Source organism: Nocardiopsis metallicus, assembly GCF_014201115.1.
Classification (GTDB): Bacteria; Actinomycetota; Actinomycetes; order Streptosporangiales; family Streptosporangiaceae; genus Nocardiopsis; species Nocardiopsis metallicus.
Genome location: NZ_JACHDO010000001.1, coordinates 2,406,111 through 2,424,279, shown reverse-complemented (window position 1 = coordinate 2,424,279; position 18,169 = coordinate 2,406,111). Strand labels below are relative to the sequence as shown.

General features: G+C 69.7%; 15 protein-coding genes. 7 read left to right on the top strand and 8 right to left on the bottom strand.

The genetic code is table 11. The features are described from left to right. Positions 1-319: 319 nt before the first annotated feature. Both HNR07_RS10340 and HNR07_RS10335 read right to left on the bottom strand, forming a co-directional pair. Complete coding sequence (locus tag HNR07_RS10340; protein WP_184371847.1) at positions 320-1,666, bottom strand: FAD-dependent oxidoreductase; 1,347 nt, start codon at positions 1,664-1,666, stop codon at positions 320-322. Between the two features lie 278 nt (positions 1,667-1,944). After that, on the bottom strand, positions 1,945-2,628 hold the full coding sequence (locus tag HNR07_RS10335) for a lysophospholipid acyltransferase family protein (protein WP_184364593.1): 684 nt from the start codon (positions 2,626-2,628) through the stop codon (positions 1,945-1,947). 358 nt (positions 2,629-2,986) lie between these two features. Between HNR07_RS10335 and HNR07_RS10330 the strand changes: the two genes are divergently transcribed. After that, a complete protein-coding gene (locus HNR07_RS10330) occupies positions 2,987-3,640 on the top strand; it encodes a cyclase family protein (RefSeq protein WP_184364592.1) in 654 nt (217 codons plus the stop codon). A 12-nt stretch (positions 3,641-3,652) separates the two neighbouring features. On the opposite strand, the gene HNR07_RS10325 is transcribed toward HNR07_RS10330, so the two are convergent. From HNR07_RS10325 to HNR07_RS10315, 3 genes are all read right to left on the bottom strand, one after another. Next, positions 3,653-5,740, bottom strand: a complete 2,088-nt coding sequence (locus tag HNR07_RS10325; RefSeq protein WP_184371844.1) for an FUSC family protein — start codon at positions 5,738-5,740, stop codon at positions 3,653-3,655. A gap of 96 nt (positions 5,741-5,836) precedes the next feature. Next, positions 5,837-7,042: a coiled-coil domain-containing protein gene (locus HNR07_RS10320; RefSeq protein WP_184364591.1), complete on the bottom strand. Its 1,206-nt coding sequence runs from the start codon at positions 7,040-7,042 to the stop codon at positions 5,837-5,839. 188 nt (positions 7,043-7,230) lie between these two features. Beyond that, positions 7,231-7,773: a GNAT family N-acetyltransferase gene (locus HNR07_RS10315; RefSeq protein ID WP_184364589.1), complete on the bottom strand. Its 543-nt coding sequence runs from the start codon at positions 7,771-7,773 to the stop codon at positions 7,231-7,233. Between the two features lie 316 nt (positions 7,774-8,089). On the opposite strand from HNR07_RS10315, the gene HNR07_RS10310 reads away from it, so the two are divergent. After that, the gene (locus HNR07_RS10310) at positions 8,090-9,019 is read left to right on the top strand and encodes a LysR family transcriptional regulator (protein WP_184364588.1); all 930 of its coding nucleotides are present in this window, start codon (positions 8,090-8,092) and stop codon (positions 9,017-9,019) included. A 211-nt stretch (positions 9,020-9,230) separates the two neighbouring features. Here HNR07_RS10310 and HNR07_RS10305 read toward each other — a convergent pair whose 3' ends face one another. Then, a complete protein-coding gene (locus tag HNR07_RS10305; RefSeq protein ID WP_184364587.1) occupies positions 9,231-10,151 on the bottom strand; it encodes a LysR family transcriptional regulator in 921 nt (306 codons plus the stop codon). A 71-nt stretch (positions 10,152-10,222) separates the two neighbouring features. Between HNR07_RS10305 and HNR07_RS10300 the strand changes: the two genes are divergently transcribed. From HNR07_RS10300 to HNR07_RS10290, 3 genes are all read left to right on the top strand, one after another. Further along, complete coding sequence (locus HNR07_RS10300) at positions 10,223-11,251, top strand: EamA family transporter (protein WP_184364586.1); 1,029 nt, start codon at positions 10,223-10,225, stop codon at positions 11,249-11,251. A gap of 187 nt (positions 11,252-11,438) precedes the next feature. Next, positions 11,439-12,674: a serine hydrolase domain-containing protein gene (locus HNR07_RS10295; RefSeq protein ID WP_246420234.1), complete on the top strand. Its 1,236-nt coding sequence runs from the start codon at positions 11,439-11,441 to the stop codon at positions 12,672-12,674. Further along, positions 12,671-13,438, top strand: coding sequence for a TetR/AcrR family transcriptional regulator (locus tag HNR07_RS10290; protein ID WP_184364585.1), 768 nt, complete (start codon positions 12,671-12,673; stop codon positions 13,436-13,438). Before HNR07_RS10295 ends, HNR07_RS10290 begins: the two co-directional genes overlap by 4 nt. A gap of 5 nt (positions 13,439-13,443) precedes the next feature. Here HNR07_RS10290 and HNR07_RS10285 read toward each other — a convergent pair whose 3' ends face one another. Together HNR07_RS10285 and HNR07_RS10280 are read right to left on the bottom strand one after the other, a co-directional pair. Further along, positions 13,444-13,764, bottom strand: a complete 321-nt coding sequence (locus tag HNR07_RS10285) for a transcriptional regulator (RefSeq protein ID WP_184364584.1) — start codon at positions 13,762-13,764, stop codon at positions 13,444-13,446. After that, positions 13,761-14,186: a hypothetical protein gene (locus HNR07_RS10280; RefSeq protein ID WP_184364582.1), complete on the bottom strand. Its 426-nt coding sequence runs from the start codon at positions 14,184-14,186 to the stop codon at positions 13,761-13,763. The genes HNR07_RS10285 and HNR07_RS10280 overlap by 4 nt, the downstream gene beginning before the upstream one ends. 296 nt (positions 14,187-14,482) lie before the next feature. Here HNR07_RS10280 and HNR07_RS10275 point away from each other — a divergent pair, with 296 nt between their 5' ends. Further along, on the top strand, positions 14,483-15,376 hold the full coding sequence (locus HNR07_RS10275; RefSeq protein ID WP_184364581.1) for a tyrosine-type recombinase/integrase: 894 nt from the start codon (positions 14,483-14,485) through the stop codon (positions 15,374-15,376). A gap of 640 nt (positions 15,377-16,016) precedes the next feature. Then, positions 16,017-17,264 (top strand): group II intron reverse transcriptase/maturase, encoded by a 1,248-nt coding sequence (gene ltrA, locus HNR07_RS10270; protein WP_184361336.1) that lies wholly within the window; start codon positions 16,017-16,019, stop codon positions 17,262-17,264. The last annotated feature ends 905 nt before the right edge of the window (positions 17,265-18,169 follow it).

Here is an 18,169-nt window from a genome sequence, read left to right as displayed (position 1 = left end):
GGGCACGAGGATGATGGTCGGCATGGCGGTCGCCTCTCGGCGCGGGGCACAACGGGGCTCCTGGCCGCCCGGTCTGCCCGCCCGCCTGGGGCGGGTGCCGGACGCGGTATTCCGCGAAGGCAATAGTTGAGGCCCGGGGGACACTTGCTACCACACCGACCAACAGTGACTCTAACCCATACGTCCGGGGAGTTGTTCCACGAATTATAAGAGAGTCACATGCGCAATCTCACGGTGCAGGACAGCGCGAATCGGGTAAAGACAAAGGGCCGGTCCCGCAAAGGGGTACGGGACCGGCCGGGAAGATCACACGAGGCCGTCAGGCCTGGCGTGCGATGCTGGTCTGTTCCTCACGGGTGAGCAGCTTGAGGCGCTTGCGGCCGCGTTCGGCGCCCAGCTCCTCCTCCCTGGCCTCGATCAGCTTCCAGCCCTCCCAGGTGGTGTACTCGACACCGCGCTCGGTGAGCAGGGCCTGGAAGGCCACCGGGTCCGGCTCGACGGCCGGGGTGAAGGAGTCGCGGTCGGCGACCAGGTTGGTCACGGTCTCCAGGGCGTCGCCCTTGGTGTGGCCGATGAGGCCGACCGGGCCGCGCTTGATCCAGCCGGTGGCGTAGACGCCGTCCACGTGCTCCTCGTCCAGGTCCAGGACCCGGCCCCCGGAGTTGGGGACGACGCCGCGTTCGTCGTCGAAGGGCAGGTCGGCCAGGGGCGAGCCCAGGTAGCCGATGGCGCGGTAGACGGCCTGGACCTCGGTCTCGACGAACTCGCCGGTGCCCTTGACGTTGCCGTCGCCGGTCAGCTCCATGCGCTCGGTGCGGATGGCGGTGACCTTGTCCTCGCCCAGGAGCGCCACGGGCGAGTGCAGGAAGTGCAGGTGCAGGCGGCGCTCGGCGCCGCGCTCGTCCCGGATCGCCCAGTTCTGCAGGACCTTGACGTTGGTCTTGACCTGGTTGGACTCCTCGCAGGCCTTGAGGCTGCCCTCGTCCATCTCGAAGTCCTCGGCGTAGACCAGGACCTCGACGCCGGGCTGCTTGTCCAGCTCGCGCAGCTCCATGGGGGTGGCCTTGCACTGGGCGATGCCGCGGCGGGCGAACACGTGCACGTCGGTGATCTGCTTGGCGCGCAGACCCTCGTAGACGTTGTCGGTGATGTCGGTGGTCAGCAGGTCGTCGGCGTCCTTGGCCAGGATGCGCGCGACGTCCACGGCCACGTTGCCCGCGCCGATCACGGCGACGCTGGTGCCGTCCACGTGCCAGGACGGGTTGACGTCCGGGTGGGAGTCGTACCAGAAGACGAAGTCGGCGGCGCCGTGGCTGCCGGGCAGGTCGACTCCGGGGATGTCCAGCGGGCGGTCGCGGTCGCTGCCGGTGGCGAAGATGACCGCGTCGTAGTGGCGGCGCAGGTCCTCCAGCTTGAGGTCCACGCCGTACTCGATGTTGCCGTAGAAGGTGATCTCCGGCTTGTCGAGGATCTTGTGCAGCGCACCCTGGATCTGCTTGATCCGGGGGTGGTCGGGGGCCACGCCGTAGCGGACCAGGCCGTAGGGCGAGGGCAGTTTGTCGAGGATGTCGATGCTGACGGACGTGCCGCACGCGGACAGGGTCTCGTCCTTGGTGAGCAGGTCCGCGGCGTAGATTCCCGCCGGGCCCGCACCCACGATTCCCACTCGCAGTGGTCGCGTCATCGCACAGCTCCAAGTCTTCGCGCCAGGGTCGGACGCCATAGGTAAGGCTTGCCTAATGTAACCGATGTGGCCACCGGAAAACCCCACTATAAGGGTAGGGAATTCTGCTCGCCCCGCCGGGGAGGCAGAAAGTCTGCGGATCGCCGCTCGAGGGCTGCGATTCAGGCAGGAGGCCGGGTTCGGGCTCGCCGAAAGGGCCTTCAGTGTGGGGTCAACGCCCCGTCAGGGCCGAATCAGCCCCGGGTCAGCTGTGGGGAAAGTCACTGCTGCTCGAGTTCGGCCTTGACCGAGGCAGCGTATCGGGCGATCTGCTCCTGCCCGGACAGTTTGGCGATCGCGTCCATGATGGCGTCGGTCGCCTCCCGCCGGGGTTTGGCCTTGTCCGCCCCGCCCTCCCAGGGGGAGAGGTCCACCGGTTCGCCGAAGCGCACGCCCACGCGGTTGAACGAGGGGACCTTGCGGCCGGGCGGCAGGATGCGCTGGGTGCCGGTGAGGGCGACCGGGACCACTGGAGCCCCCGTGCTCAGTGCCAGCCAGGCCAGGCCGGTCTGGCCCTTGTAGAGGCGGCCGTCGGGGGAGCGGGTGCCCTCGGGGAAGATTCCGAAGACCTCGCCGCCGTTGATCACGTCCAGGCTGTTGTTCATCGCCTCCTGGGAGCTCTGCCCCGGTCGGCGGTCCACCGAGACCGGGCCCAGCGCCTTCAGGGCCCGCGCCACGATCCTCTTCGCGAACGTGCTCTCGTCGAAGAGCTCCTTCTTGGCGATGAAGCGCACCGGCCGGGGGCAGGCCACCCCGATGAAGAGGGGGTCGATGATCGACAGGTGGTTGGCGGCCAGGATCACCGGACCCTGGTCGGGGACGTGCTGGGCGCCCTCCACCTTCTGCGGCCACACCAAGCGGCTGGCGGGTGCGACGACGGCCTTGGCCGCTCCGTACAGTGACACTATGAAGTCGCCCCTTCTCGGTGGGTCGCGGATGCGCGCGGGATCTACGGGATGTGCGGGGTGCGTCGGCGCGACGCGGGGGTTCGGGGGTCCCGGTCGTGCCACCAGAGCTTATCCGGGTCCGGCGGGAGGGTGCGGGGTCGAGGCCCCACAAGATCAGTGCCCCGTACCACTGCCGTGACCTACGCCACACGCGATAGAGTGATGGTCTAGACCTCTGATCCAGGTCAGGGGGCAGGGCGCGCTCGGTGGATGCCGCCCGTTCGCGAGCGGTGCACCAGTTCCACTGGAGCGACGCGCAGCGGGGTAGGTGTCCACCGAGCACGCCCTGAGCCGGACGCGAGCGAGGAAGACAGCCATGCCGAAACTGGTCGATGTCAGCCACCAGATCACCGACGGGATGACCACCTGTCCGGGCTTGCCCGAACCGGTGATCGAGGAGAGCACCACCGTCGCGGGAGGTGTACCCGGACACGGGAACAGCAGCGGCCGAGTCACGATGGTCGGGGCGACCGGAACCTACGTCGAGATGCCCGCCCACCGCTACCGGGACGGGGCCGACCCGGCCGACCTGGACCTGGAACGCGTGGCCGACCTGCCAGGCGTGGTGGTGACCGCCACCGGCGACCGCCAGATCGGCCCCGAGGCCTTCGCCGGGCTCGACCTGCGCGGCCGCGCCGTCCTGGTGCGCACCGGCTGGGACCGCCACTGGCGCACCGAGGCCTACGGGCGGTCCGACCACCCCCACATCACCGAGACCGCCGCCAAGGCCCTCGTCGCAGCCGGGGCCACCCTGGTCGGCATCGACTCGGTCAGCGTCGACGACACCTCACCCGCCGCCGAGGGCGCCCGCCCCGCCCAGGCCGCCCTGCTCGCCGCGGGCATCCCGATCGTCACGCACCTGTGCCTGCTCGACCAACTCCCCGCGGACGGCTTCTCCTTCTACGCGGTCCCGGCCAAGGTCCGCGGACTGGCGGCCTTCCCCGTGCGGGCCTTCGCTCTCACCGACTGACCCGGCCGGGGATCACAGGTCGGCGTCGACGTCCTTCTGGGCTCGGCGCCGCTCGCGTTGGGCACGGCGTTCGGCCTCCTGCTGGGCGGCACGCTCGTCCTGGGCGACGGCGCTGGTCATCGAGTTGGCCAGCGCCCGCAGCTCCATGTTGATCCGGGGGTAGGCGGGCAGGCGCGGCAGGGCGCCCAGGCGCGGGGTACGGCGCTCCTCCATCGAGGCGATGAGTTCGTGGAAGGCCAGGTCCACCCGTTGGAGGGTGATCGTGCCCGCGGGCTCCGGGCTGCGGTCCTGGGTCAGCGCCGCCAGAGCCAGGTAACCGATGCGCTGAGTGGCCACCACCACCGGCCACAGCGGGCGGGTGGAGGCGGCGCGGGGTACGTCGCCGATGGCGCTCTCGTACACACCGCGCAGGTTCACCAGGGCGGCCCGCATGTCCCGGCGCAGCTGGTAGCGGCGCTTCTCGGTGATCTCCACGTCCTGGTCCAGCACGGCCATCATGCACTGGCGGGTGCTCTCCAGGACGCCCGAGATGGCCTGGGGCAGGCGGGCCGCCGAGGCCTTGCGCCACAGCAGCAGCGCGCCCAGCATGCCGAAGGCCGAACCCACCAGGGTGTCGATGATCCTGGACCCGGCCAGTTCGGCCACGGGGTAGGGGTTGGCGGTGTAGGACAGCATCAGCGCCATCGGGGTGAGCAGCACCGAGCCGTAGAAGAAGTTGCGGCCCACGACCAACTGGGTGGCGCCCTGGAACAGCCCGGCCAGGAGGATCACCGCGGCCAGCGGCAGGTCGAGCGTGAGCAGCGCGACCCCGCCCAGCACACCGAGCAGGGTGCCCAGGGAACGCTGCACCGAGCGGTTCATGGTCAGCACCACGTTGCCGCCCTGCAGGACCGCGGTGGTGGTCAGGGCCACCCAGTAGTAGTGGTCCAGGCCCATCGACAGACCGAACGCGCCCGCGAGGGTCACCGTCAGCCACATGCGCAGCGCGGTCGGGCGGATCAGGGAATCGCTGCTGGTCAGGCTGGAGCGCAACGAGCTCCACAGCGCGGGGTAGCGGTCGTCGTGCAGGTTGGCGGTGCGCTTGTTGTCCTCTTCCTCCTCGTCGTGGCCGCGGCGGGCGGCCTGGGCGGCCCTCGAGAGCAGGTTGTACAGGCGCGCCTCCAGCGAGCGCGGCCGCATGCCCCGGCGCAGCTCGTCCAGTGAGTCCGGGTCGGGCGCGCTGCCCGGGTCGGCGACGGCCAGCGCCATCTGGTCGGCGAAGTCCGCGGCCTCCTCGGGCAGCGTGGTGGGCCGGGCCATGCACACCTGGGTCGCGGCCAGGTGGATGTCGGAGACCCAGCGCAGCAGGGCGCGCAGCCGGGCCGCCTCGGAGGTGGTGCGGTAACCGCGGGTCTGGCCGAGCAGCACGATCCGCCAGGCCTCGGCCAGGGCCACCGAGGCCGAGTGCTGTGCGTGGTCGAGCTCGGGCGTACCGACCGATCGCAGCAGCGCGGCCAGCGCCCGGTAGGCCCCGGCCACCGCCTGGTACTCGGGATGACGGGCGCGCAGCGGGGCGCCCGACATCGACACCGCCCAGCCCACGGCCGCGCCCAACGCGGCGACCAGCGCGTGCAGCGGCACCTCGGCCAGTCCGCCGGGGGCGATCGTGGAGATGGTGGCGACCAGGACGAAGAACATCGTGCCGGGCTTGTCCACCCGCCAGGCGGCACATACCCAGGTGGCTGTCCCGGCGGTCAGGCCGATGGACACCACCGCCGCCCACGGCGAGAGCGAGGCCGCGAGTGAGTTGAGGGTCACCGCCGCGACGAAGCCCAGCCCCACCAGGCCCAGGGCGGCGGCGCGGTAGGCGTAGGGGGTCTTCTTCTCGTACAGGACGGTCATGGATCCCAGGGCGGCGAGGGTGCCGATCTGGGGGCCGAAGATCAGCGAGGCGAGGGCGAAGGAGACCGTCATCGCGATGGTCGCCTGGACAGCGGTGGTCCAGGCCCAGGGGCCCGCCTCCAGGCCGAACACCGCTTTGAGGTCGACGCGCGGGCGCGGCCGCTCACCCACCGTGACGCGCTCCGGGGCCTTGGCGGCGTGGTCCCCGCCCAGGTTCATCGGACCGGTCTCACCAGTGGTTCCCAGATCTCGCACGAGGCCATCCTAAGCCGAAATACCGGGACGAAAGGGCACGTAGGTCACGGGTGTGCGGGCTCATGAGCTCTTGGCGACGGCTTGCGCACGGTCTCCGCCCGCTCGCTCCAGCTCACTCTCGGCCCGATCGGCGCGCTCCAGGGCACGGTCACGGGCCTCCTCCGCCACCGATAGGCGTGCGGCGGCGGCCTCGCGGGCCTCGGCGAGCGTGAGTTCGGCGTTACGGCGCTGGGCGTCCAGTTCGGCGGTCAGGCGTTCGCGGTCGGCTGTCAGCCGGTCCAGCTCGGCGGTCAGGCGGGCGCGCTCGGCCTCGGCGGCGGCACGGTCGGACTCCAACCGCTGGTGGGCGCGTTCCAGTTCGGCACCGAACCGGGTGCGCTCCTCCGCCAGGACCTGGGCGTCGCGGGCGGCCTGCTCCTCGGCGCGCTCGGCCCGGGCCAGGGCGCCGCGTTCGGCCAGCTCCGCCTCGTCCCGGCGGCGGGACTGTTCGGCCGCTTCAGTGCGCAGGCGCTCGGCCTCGGTCCGAGCGCGTTCCAGGATCCGGGCGGCCTCGGCGCGCTCTCGTTCCAGTTCGGCGCGGGCGCGTTCGGTGGTCTCTGCGATCCGGTGTTCGGCGGCGGCCAGTCCGGAGTTGGCCTCTGCCACGGCCGCGTCGCGTTCCGCGATGGCGGTGCGGGCGAGTTCGGTCTGCTTGTCGCGCTCGGCCTCGGCGGCGTCCCGGCGGCTCAGGGCCTCCTCGGCCATGCGCTCGGCGTCCTGGGCGGCGCTCACGGCGGCGGCCGTGGCCTCCTCCGCGGAACGCCGGGCCGCCTCCGCCTCGCGGCGGCGGTTCTCCGCCTCCAACCGGGCGGAATCGGCCTCCGACACCTGGCGGGCGGCGGCCAGCCGGGCCGCCTCGACCTGCGCCTCGGCGGCGGCCGGGTCGGACATGGTGGCGAAGGCCCGGGTAGCCGAGTCCAGGGTCGCGCCGAGCTGTTCGGCCTGCACGGCGAAGCGGGTCAGGAGGTCGTCGGCGCGCAGACGGGCCGCGGTGACGGGCTCGGCGCCCTGTGCGGGCTTAGCGGCGGTGCCCTCCTCCTGTTCGGAGCGGACCGCCTCCTCCGCGTTCTCCGCCTCCTGGGCCAGGCGCTGGCGTTCCTTCCACGCCCGCCACCGGGTGTGTTCGGGCAGGTCGCAGTATTGCGGCGGTCGTCCGGGGGAGGAACCGCGAGGGACCGGGCGGGTACAGCCGGGGAAGATGCAGGTGCTGGAGTCGGAGGAGGCCACGGGCCGAGCGTAGCGCTTCGGGCCTGGGCCTTGCCGAGCCGCGCGGAGCGGGTGTGTCGCTCGGAGCCGTCTGCCCGGGTACGGAGAAGTCCCCGCGCGGGACGTGGGTATGACCGCGCGGGGACTCGTTCTGGGCGGCGTCACCGGGCACCGGCCACCGGTACGCCGGGAAACGCCCGGGGGAGCGGTCAGTCGTGGGCGCCGAAGCCGTCCACGCGGCAGACCATCGTGGTGACGAAGGGGCGGAAGCCCTCCTGCTCCAGGAATCTGATGTCCTCCGAGGCCGTGGCCAGCGCGGAGAACTCGATGTCCCGGATGCCCATGGCGGCGAGCTGGCGGCGCACCTCCTCCAGGAGCTTGGAGCCGACGCCGGCACCGGTGTACTCGGGGTCGATGGCGAAGGTCTGCACGACGGCGACCCGCTCACCGCGGTCCCAGCTGCCCTGGGCGTTCTCACGGATGGTGACCATCGCGTACCCGGCCAGATCACCTTCGTGCTCGGCCAGGATCGCCATGGTGTCGGGGTCGCGCAGCCAGTTCAGGTACTGGGCGCGACGGCGCCGCCAGGACTCGTCCAGGCCCACCGCGCTGATGATGTCCTCGAGGTGCGGGGCGGTCACCGTGTGCTGCTGGTGCAGGGCACCCCACAGGTCGGCGAGCTCCTCCACCTCGTGTGCTCCGAGGTAGCGGAAGCCAAGGACGCCGACGTTCGTCGAACGAGGTTTGGTCATCAGCGAAGTTTGCATGTTCTTCTCACCCGTTCCACCAGCATTGGGTGCTGATCCCCTGGGGGGCGCATTCTGCGTCCCCGTGGTTGAGCTGCTGGGTCTGACTGTACGTGCCGGTATCGGCCGGAACGGGTGCGACACGAAGAAAAAGCGCGCGCGACATCACTAGAGAGAAAGAATCTTGAATCTTTCTTTTCTGGACTTCGCGGTGAGGGTGGTGGAGGAGGGGTGGACGGTGTGTACGGAATCACCTCCTGAGAGTGGGTTATCTGTCCGAAACTCCGTCGAAACCTGGCCGTTCTGTCATAAATTGGAGGACATGATCGACGTTCGGCGGTTGCAGCTCCTTCAAGCCCTTGACCACCACCGCACGGTGGCAGCCACGGCGGAGGCGCTCAACGTCACCCCGTCGGCGGTCTCCCAGCAGCTCGCCGCCCTGGCCAGGGAGGCCGGGGTTCCCCTCGTCGAACGCCAAGGCCGTCGTTTCCTGCTCACCGGCGCCGCCCGGGTCCTGCTCAAGCGCGCGCACGTCATCTTCGCGGAGATGGAGCGCGCCACCGCCGACCTGGCCGAGTACGCCGACGGCGACCGCGGGGTCGTCCGGGTGGGCTCCTTCTCCACCGGCATCAGCGACCTGGTCGCCCCCGCCCTGGCCCGCCTGCGCGGCAGCCACCCCGGGTGGAACTTCGAGGTCGTGCAGGCCGAGCCCGAGGACAGCGCCGAGATGGTGCGCTCCGGCCGCCTGGACGTGGCCGTCACCATGTCCAGCAGCCACCTCCCGGCCGCGGGTGACCCGGACTTTCGCAGCGACCCGGTCATGGTCGAGCTCTTCGACGCGATCCTGCCCTACCAGCACCCCCTGGCCACCCGTACCAGCCTCCATCTGGCCGACGACCTGGCCGGGGAGGACTGGATCATGTCCGCGCCCGGCACCGCCTGGCACGCGTGCGTGACCGCTGCCGCCAACCAGGCGGGGTTCCAGCCGCGGGTCGTGCACACCGTCGACGACTTCAGCGCCGTGTTCTCCATGGTCCAGGCGGGGCTGGGGGTCGCCCTGATGCCGCGCCTGGCCTGGACCGGGCTCAACCACCCGCAGATCGTCGTACGCGGGGTACGCGAGACCGCCCGCCGCCACATCGTCGTGCTCTCCCGGGCCGGGGCCACCCCAGAACCCCTGCTCACCGCGATCCGCGAGGCCGCCAGCAAGGTCCCGGTCCCCTCGGTCGGCCCCTTCGCCATCGCGGGCTGAGCCCCTGCCTCCTCTCACCGAACCCCGCTCTCGGTTGACGCTTCCCTGGGCGCGGCCGGTCCTGCATCTGGTCGGCCCTGCACGCGGTCCGTCCTTCACGCGGTCCGTTCCGCGTATGTTCGGGCCCGCGTGCGATCAGGCCCGTGCGCGGTCGGGCCCGTGCCCAGGCGGGTTCCTGCGCAGATGGGCCCGTCTGGGCAGGTCCCGGCGGTCAGAACGGGAGCGGTGGGACGTCGTTGAGCACGTCCTCCGCGGCCTGGTGCAGATAGGCGGCGACCACGCGGATCGGCCGCCAGGCCCAACCGCCGGTGCGCCCGGCCAGGTACACCTGGCGCACCCCGCCCAGCTCGCCCAGCGGTGCGTGCGCGACCCCGCGCCGGGTAGTGCTCGACAGACGGGGCACCACGCCCACTCCCACTCCGGTGGCCACCAGCTCCTCGAACAGCTCCAGGGTGTCCACGCGGTGCCGGATCCGGGGGGTGAACCCGGCGTCGGCGCACATGCGCTGCAGCAGGGCCTCCTCGTCACCCCGGTAGGGGCTGGCGATCCAGGAGGCGTCCGCGAGCTCACGCAGCCGGCGCCGGGTCAGCGTCCGGCTGTCCGCGCCCTGGGAGGGCTGGGAGAGCAGCAGCCCCTCCGTTCCCACCGGGTACACCGTCAGCGTGCCCGGGAATTCTCGGGGGAGAAGGCTGTACTGGTACACCACCCCCAGATCCGCCCCGCCGTCCTGCAGCAGACCCAGCGCCTGGTCCGACTCGTACTCGGTCAGGCGGATGTCTATACCGGGGTGGTCGCGCCGCAGCCGGCGCAGTGCCGGGAGCACGATCGGCGCCGCTGACGTGTACATCACCAGGTCGACGCGGCCCACCGGCTCGGTGTCGCCGTCGAACTCGGCCTGGGCCGTCTCGACCCGCGCGAGGATGTCCACGGCGTGCTCGGCCAGTCGCCGGCCAGCCGGGGTGAGCCGTACCCGCCGCCCGTCCGGGACGAGGAGCGGGACACCCGCCTCCTTCTCCAGAACGGCGAAGTGTTTGGAGACGGCGGAGGTGCTCATGCCTGTGACCTCGGACACGGCGGCCATCGTGCCGAATCGTTCCAGTTCGACGAGCAGGCGGAGGCGCGTGAAATCCATCAACCAAAACTACATGCTTCATCAACCATCAGTTCGTGGACAGAAACGAACGATGTCGGTGCAATAGTCGGGTGATCCCCTCATTCCTCTCTTCGTCCCGTCGTGCCCGGATTCAGGTCCCGGCGCCGCTGATGCTGCTCATCGCCATGTTCACGCTGCACACCGGCAGCGCCCTGGCCGTGACCGCCTTCGCTCAGGCGAGCCCGGCCACGATCACCTGGCTGCGGCTGACGTGGGCGGCGCTGCTGCTCCTGGTGCTCGGCGGTCCCTCCCTGTGGCGGGCCGTGCGCGCGGCGACCGCCCGTGAGCTGGGGGCCGTGGTGATCCTGGGCACAGCGAGCGCGGGGATGATGCTGTTCTACTCCGAGGCGACGGCGCGGATCGAGCTGGGCACCGCCACCTCCATCGAGTTCCTGGGCACCCTCGTGGTCGCCGTGGCGGCCATGCGCCGCCGCCGCGAACTCGTGTGGATCGTCGCCGCCGTGGTCGGCGTGGTCTGCCTGACCCGCCCCTGGATGGGCGATCTCGACCTGGTCGGCGTCGGCTTCGCGCTGGCCGGAGCGGTCTGCGTGGTCGGCTACATCGTGCTCACCCAGCGGGTCGGCTCCGGTTTCAAGGCCGTGCACGGCCTGGCCCTGGCGATGACCGTCGGCGCGCTGGTCACCGCGCCGCTGGGCGCCCCGGCCGCGATCGCCGAGCCCGATCTCGGGCTGATCATGTTCACGCTGCTCATCGCGCTGCTCTTCCCGATGGTGCCGTTCCTGCTGGAGATGATCGCCCTCCAGCGGATGAGTCGGACCGCCTACAGCACCTTCTCCAGCCTGGAGCCCGCCGTGGCCCTGGTGATGGGTCTGATCATCATCGGTCAGGCGCCGGTCGCCGTGCAGCTGGTCGGAATGGGGCTCGTGGTGGTCGCCGGGATCGGCGCCGCCCGGGGCGACCGGAGCGCCAAACCCGCCGTGCCCGGGCGCGGGTCCGCGAAGGCCGCGAGGTCCGTGAAGGCGGTACGCGCGCGGCACAGCAAGACCGGCCCGGGGACGAAGGACGGCGTCCCCGGGTCACCCGACCGGGAGGCCCGCCTGCCAGAGCGGGTCGCCTGAGGCCGGTCCTTCGCCGCGCGCCCCCGAGGGGCGGACGCAGCGCGGCGGAGGACCGCCGATCCGTCACCCCGGCCCCTGGCCGGGGTCGACCGAACCCGCGCACCACTCTGTGCGCGGGTTCGCTCTTGCCTTTTTCGTTCCAGTGGTGTCACCATTGGAACGAAAAGACGGCGAGGAAGGGTGAGCGATGGAATCGAGTCGGTCCCGAGCGATCAGGAGCCTGGCGGCACTGGCGGCCGCCACCGGGCTGGGTGCGGGCCTGGGCGCCGGAGCCATGTGGCTGTGGCGCAACCAGGCCGAGGTCGTCACCCGGCGCCCGATCAACGAGTGGACGTTCACGCACATGGACGCGCTCATGCCCACCCAGGAGGTCCCCCGCTCCGGGGCGCCGCGCCCGCTGCCCCGCGCGGCTCGGCCGCTGCCGGTGGTCTACGAGTACGGTGGCCGTCGGCGCACCATGGGTGAACTGCACGACGCCACCAACACCACCGGTTTCGTGGTCGTGCACAGGGGCGTCCTCGTCCACGAGACCTATCCCGGGCGTTTCGCCGGCCCCCACACCCGGTTCCAGCTCTTCTCCCTCACCAAGTCCGTGACCTCGGTCCTGGTCGGGATGGCCCTGGCCGAGGGCGACATCGGTTCCCTGGCGGACCGGGTCGCGGATCACCGCCCCGACCTGGCGGGCACCGCCTACGCCGAGGCGACCGTCGAGGACCTGCTCCGGATGAGCAGCGGCGCCGGGGACGAGTACCTGGAGGACTACCCGGATCCCTCGGCCACGATCAACGACTTCGAACGGGCGGTGACCGGCGGCGGTTCCCTGCTGGCCGTGCTCAAGGGGGTCCCGGCCACAGTGCCGCCGGGCACCCGCTTCAACTACTCCACCCTGGACACCCAGGTGCTCGGCTGGGTGCTCGAGGCCGCCGTCGGCATGCCCATCGCCGAGTACGCGGCCGACCGCCTCTGGGACCGGATCGGCGCCGAGGACGACGCCTACTACTTCCTGACCCGCGAGCGTCCGCGCACCGCGCTGGCCGGCGGTTCGTTCAACGCCACCGTCCGGGACCTGGCCAAGGTCGGCCTGCTCATGGCCCGGGACGGGGTCCACGACGGCGAACGGCTCCTCCCCGAAGGGTGGGCCGAACGCGCTCGTGGCGCCGGGGAGCCCCACCTGGAGGTGGGCAAGCTCGGGCCGACCGGCCTGCCGCACTACGGCTACTCCGACCTGTGGTGGACCCTGGGCGGTGAACGGCGGGCCTTCACCGGCCTGGGCATCCACGGCCAGTTCCTGTGGGTCGATCCCGACGCCGACGTGGTCATCGTCAAGACCAGCGCCTGGCCCACCGCCGACGACCACGACCGCGACGCCGAGACCGTGGCCGCCCTGCGCGCGGTGGTCGCCTACCTGGAGGATGGCCGATGAGCGCAGGAGAGGTGTCGGGCACCGGTCCCGATGCCGAGCCCGCTCACGGGGCCCCGGCGACAGGGCGGCCCGCCGCGCGGCGCGGCCGCCCCCCGTCGGCCGGGCTGACCCCGGACGGCATCCTGGACGCTGCCCGCACCGTCATCGAGAACGACGGTCCGGACGCCCTGACCCTGCGGCGGCTGGGCAAGGAGCTGGGCTCCAACCACACGGCGGTGCTGCGGCACTTCGACGGCAAGGACGCCATCCTGCTCGGGCTGGCCGAACGCCTGCTCGACGAGGCGCTGCGGGACTTCACCGCGGCGGACGCCTGGCGGGAGACCCTGGCCGACCTCGCCCGACGCATCCGGTGGGCCAGCCTGGCACATCCCCGGGTGGCGGCCCTGGTCTCCACCCGGGTCACCCGCGGACCGGCGGAGCTACGGGGCAGTGACGCGGTCGTCGGCGCACTCCGGCAGGCCGGTTTCGCCGAACGGGACGCCGCGACGTACTACCGGGCGCTCACGGAGACGGCCTTCGCCCTGAGCTCCTACGAGGCGGGTTTCCACTCCCTGGACCGGGAACAGCAGGAGGAGGACCGGTCGGCCTGGCGGCGCTCCTACCTCACTGCCTCCGCGCGTGAGCACCCGAACCTCGCCGCCGTGTCGCCCTTCCTCCCGGACGTCGACGAACGGGACCACTTCGAGGTGGTCCTCGAACTGCTCCTGGACGCGCTCGAACTGCGCGCGGCGCGTGCCCGGGACACGGCTGCGACGGAAGGGTAACGGGTTCAGTCGGAGTCTGGCAGAGGCAGATCCAGTCCCTCGGCGATGTCGCGCAGCGCCTGGACGTGCTGTTCGAAGGCCTTGCGACCCTGGGAGGTCAGGGACAGGGACGTCCGGGTGCGGCGGCCGACCCGGAACTTGGTCACGCCCACGTACTCGGCCTCCTCCAGGGTCGCGATCTGCTTGGAGAGCACGGAGTCGCTGACCTCCACCAGGTCCCGCAGGACCCGGAACTCGATGCTGGTGGCCGAGGCCAGCGCCGCGACGACGGAGAACCGGACGGGGGAGTGGATGACCTCGTCCAGCCGGCTTCGGGGATGGCTCAACGTGTACTCCGGCTTCCACGCACGGTGAGGTAACCGGCGACCAGCGGCGGGACGGCGGACAGCAGGGCTCCGACGGCCCACCAGGCCGGGACACCCGGGAAGTATTGGTTTCCCGCCAGCAGCACGACGCCGTAGACGGCGCCCCACCCGAGCATCGCGAACCCGTGGATCCAGGCGAACCGGTGTGGCGTCACAGGACGGGTGGCGGACCAGACCAGGAGTGTCAGGACGGTCAGGCCGAACAGGACGCCGACCACCACGGCCGCCGGTGTGTCCGGAAGAAAGCCGAGGGTCAGCAGCAACACGACGGCCGCCGCCGCGAACACGGAGGAGAAGGTCAGGTACCAGCGTCCCATCGTGCGCACCCTCGCCCTCATCACCCCGGCCTCTTCCAGGGCGTCCAAGGCTTCGTCCCTGCGCATCCGCGCTCCCTCCGCCGCCGTCATTTTTCCATCGTGTCATTCACTTTCCACCATGGCAAGTAAGAATCCCGCGAAGGTTCCCCCACCGGCCAGGAACGTGGCATGACGGGTCCCACCCGACGGCATGGCGCTCCAGGGCGCGCCGGGACCTCCGAATGCACTAACTTGGTCCAAATCATGGCGGCCAAATCTTCCTGCGTGCCCATGAACCGGTGCTCATGTGCACTGTGCTACCTGCGAAAACGACGCAGCGTGACGCAGCCCGGAACCCCGTTTAATCGGGAGACGAACGCGTCATGCCTACGCTGTCATCACTGGTCAGTGAGTTCCTAGAAGCCCGCACCGTCGACGGGCTCAGCACCCACACCATCAAGCACTACCGAATCTCCCTGCGTCACTTCACGACGTACGCGGGTGGAGACACCACACCCGAAGACGTCACCCGGAAGACCGTCCGGGGGTTCCTCGCGCACCGGCGGGAAGCGGGTGACGCTGCTTCCTCGCTGGCGTCACGTCACGCCGCGCTGTCGACGTTTTGGACGTGGTTGGTCGAAGAGGAAGAAGCGACCGTCAACGTCGTCAAGAAAGTCGCCCGACCCAAAGACAAGATCAAACCGGTTCCGCTGGTCACCGAAGAAACCATGCACGCGCTGCTGAAGGTCGAAGCCCGCAGTACGTTCCTGACGTTCCGGAACCGCGCTCTGTTGTACGTCCTGTGGGATACCGGGGTGCGAGTCGGGGAACTGGTGTCGCTGAACCTCGAAGACATCAACTGGGATTCCCAGATCCTGACGGTGCGAGGAAAGACCGGAGAGCGTGTCGTTCCCTTCGGTAAAGCGACCGGGGTCGCGCTGCGACGATTCCTCCGACGCAGGGAGCAACACCCCGGACACGAAGACACGCGGTTGTTCATCGGTGCGCGTGGCGCGCTGGGGGAAGCCGCTGTCTTTCGGATGCTGCGAAGCTACGGAAAGGTCGTCGGAGTTCCGGGGCTTCACCCGCACGCGTTCCGCCATACCTGGGTTCACAACCTCCTTGAAGCGGGAGCGACGATTCTTGATGTCCAGATGCTCGGAGGGTGGAGTTCCCCGGAACAAGTCCTGAAGCGCTACGGCCTCTTCGGGAAGCAAGCCCGCGCTATCCGTGCGCACCGCCGCTTGTCTCCCGGTGACCGGTTGAGCGGCATGTAGCAGGTAGGAGACGAAACCCCCGGCTCGTGATGGGTCGGGGGTTTCATCATGGTGTGCCCAGCATGGGCAGTTGCTTGGAGGTGGAAGTCCTCTAGAGGAAGCGGCAGTGCTAACTCTGAGCCGGAGGCAACGGCGTCACCGCGAGGTGGGGTCGGGAGGAAGCCCGAGGCGAAACCCTGCACTGAGGAACACGAACCGCATACAAGGCAGTCCGGTCGGGGTGAGCCAGCCATGGATGGCGAAGCCCGTCACTGCCAAGACGGCCGGGGTGTAGATGCGGCAGGCGTAGGGGGAAAGTAGCTGTTCTTACCTGGGGAGGTCTGTCCGGGTGTCGGTTGTGCTGAGTATGTCGCCGCGCCGACGGCCGCGACCGCAAGGGAGCGGCTGACCGGGCAGAAGTCAGCAGAGGTCGTAGTACCAGCCGGGATCGCTCGTGGGCTGGGAAGGGCCGAACGTCAAATGGGACAGAGGAACCGGTGCCGCTCGTGCTGGTCACACAGATCGCAGCCACCCCGCCGAAGGCGGGCCTGCGGTGGGAGGGGACGGTGCATTTCCGTTGAGTACCGCCGTAGAGCGTAGTGACCTGTCGGCGCGGCCTGGAGACGATGTCCACCACGGCCAGGGGGATCTGTGGCAGCGAATGCTGTCCAGCGCGAACCTGGCCGCGGCGCTCGAACGGGTCGAGACCAACCGGGGTGCCCCGGGTGTGGATGGAGTCACTACCGCTGATCTGCGGGGATGGCTGCGCGAGCACTGGGAGGGCGTTCGGGAAGAACTCGACGCGGGGAGATACCGGCCCTCGCCGGTCCGCCGGGTGATGATCCCCAAGCCCGGGGGCGGCGAGCGGATGCTGGGTGTTCCCACGGTGCTGGACCGTTTGATCCAGCAGGCCATCGCGCAGGTCCTCACCCCGATCTTCGACCCGGAGTTCTCCGGGTCTTCGTTCGGGTTCCGTCCCGGCCGGTCCGCCCATCAGGCGGTGCGGGTCGCGCGGCGGGCTATTGAGGACGGCCACCGATGGGTCGTGGACATCGACCTGGACCGGTTCTTCGACCGGGTCCAGCACGATGTGTTGATGGCCCGGGTGGCGCGCAGGGTTGACGACCGCAGGGTGCTGCGACTGATCCGGTCCTTTCTGGAAGCCGGGATCATGGCGGACGGGGTCAAGATGCCGAGCGCGCAGGGGACCCCGCAGGGGTCTCCGCTTTCGCCGGTCCTGTCCAACATCATGCTCGACGACCTGGATCGGGAGCTGTGGCGTCGCGGTCACCGGTTCGTGCGCTACGCCGATGACATCCGTGTCTTCACGCGTAGCAGGCGGGCCGCTCACAGGGTGCTCGACTCGATCACGGTCGTGGTCGAGCAGCGGTTGAAGCTGAAGGTGAACCGGGAGAAGTCGAAGGTGGTTCCGGCATCCGTCGCGACGTTGCTGGGGTTCGGTTTCTACTTCACCCGGGCCGGGGTGCGTATCCGGGTCGATCCCAAGGCGCTCAGGCGCTGGAAGGTGCGGATCCGGGAGCTGACCTCGCGCCGGTGGTCGGTTGCGATGGAGTATCGCATCGGCCGGTTGAACCGGTTCATCGTCGGGTGGATGGGTTACTTCCGGCTCGCGGACACCCCCAGGGTGTTCCAGGGGTTGGATGAATGGCTCCGCCGCAGGATGCGGCAGGTCCGTTGGAAGGAATGGAAGCGGGCCAGGACCCGCCGCCGGATGTTGCGCTCGCTCGGTATCTCGGATCGTGTGGCCCGGGACTGGGTGATCAGCAGCAAGGGGTACTGGCGGATCGGTGGCTCGGTCGTCCTTCAGCAGGCGCTGCCCAACTCCTACTGGGAGGGCTTTGGTCTGCGGATGCTCAAGCCGACCTGGCAGCGGTTGAGATCAGTTTGACGAACCGCCGGATGCGGGCCCGCATGTCCGGTGGTGTGGGGGGAGGGCCGGGCGACCCGGCCCTCCTACCCGATTCCGCGATTTTGCTCGGATCGCGAGTCCGCGAGTATATATAACACTGTGTAATTTAATAATTACAATCCAACACACACTCGCAGGGGCGCGCGCCTGCGCTCCCCGGGGGAGACTGCCGACGAAGTCGTCAGGCTGAGCGTGACCCGCTGGGAGTGTGGGAGGAAGCAGGCGCACCACCAACCAGATTCTCTACTCATAAGGTAGGAATAGTCGGTAAACGACTGTGCGGTTACGGTATCGAACTAGAACAGTGTTCGGTTGGCGCAACCGACACCCCGAACAGCCATTTTGAAGAACGCTAACGATCTTCGGTTTATTCCCACCCTGGTCAAGATTCCCCTAAGGCTCTCAGGTGGCCCTGTGAGCGGCGCACCCGGTGTTTGCTAGTCCTTACGCCAGGGGGATGCTGTGAGGCTGTGAGCGTTGTCCTGAGAGCGCCTGATTACACCCGCTGGGGGTCAATGCTAGGGCTACTCTCCCCGGGGTGCTGGGGTTGCCTGGTCACGTTCCCCGGGGTGCGATTACAACCAAGGTAATCGGGTGACGACGCATCGGATCATCGGGTCATCCTATGTATCAGGGTAAGAGAAAGCCCCTGGTGTCAGGTCACCAGGGGCTAGAGGTCGGGGGACTTGCCTCGTGCTGACGCACGAGCCTTAGTAGGCGTTGGCGTGGTGCCTGGCAGTGATGCCGCACTCACGGGCAATCGTCCTGTGAGGCAGGTACGGGGACACGCCATAGAGACCTTGAAACCGGTCAAGGTCTCCGGTCTGCCTGAACTGGTCAAGGTCGCGTAGGAGTTGCTGGTAACGGTCTTCCCGCTGTAGGTC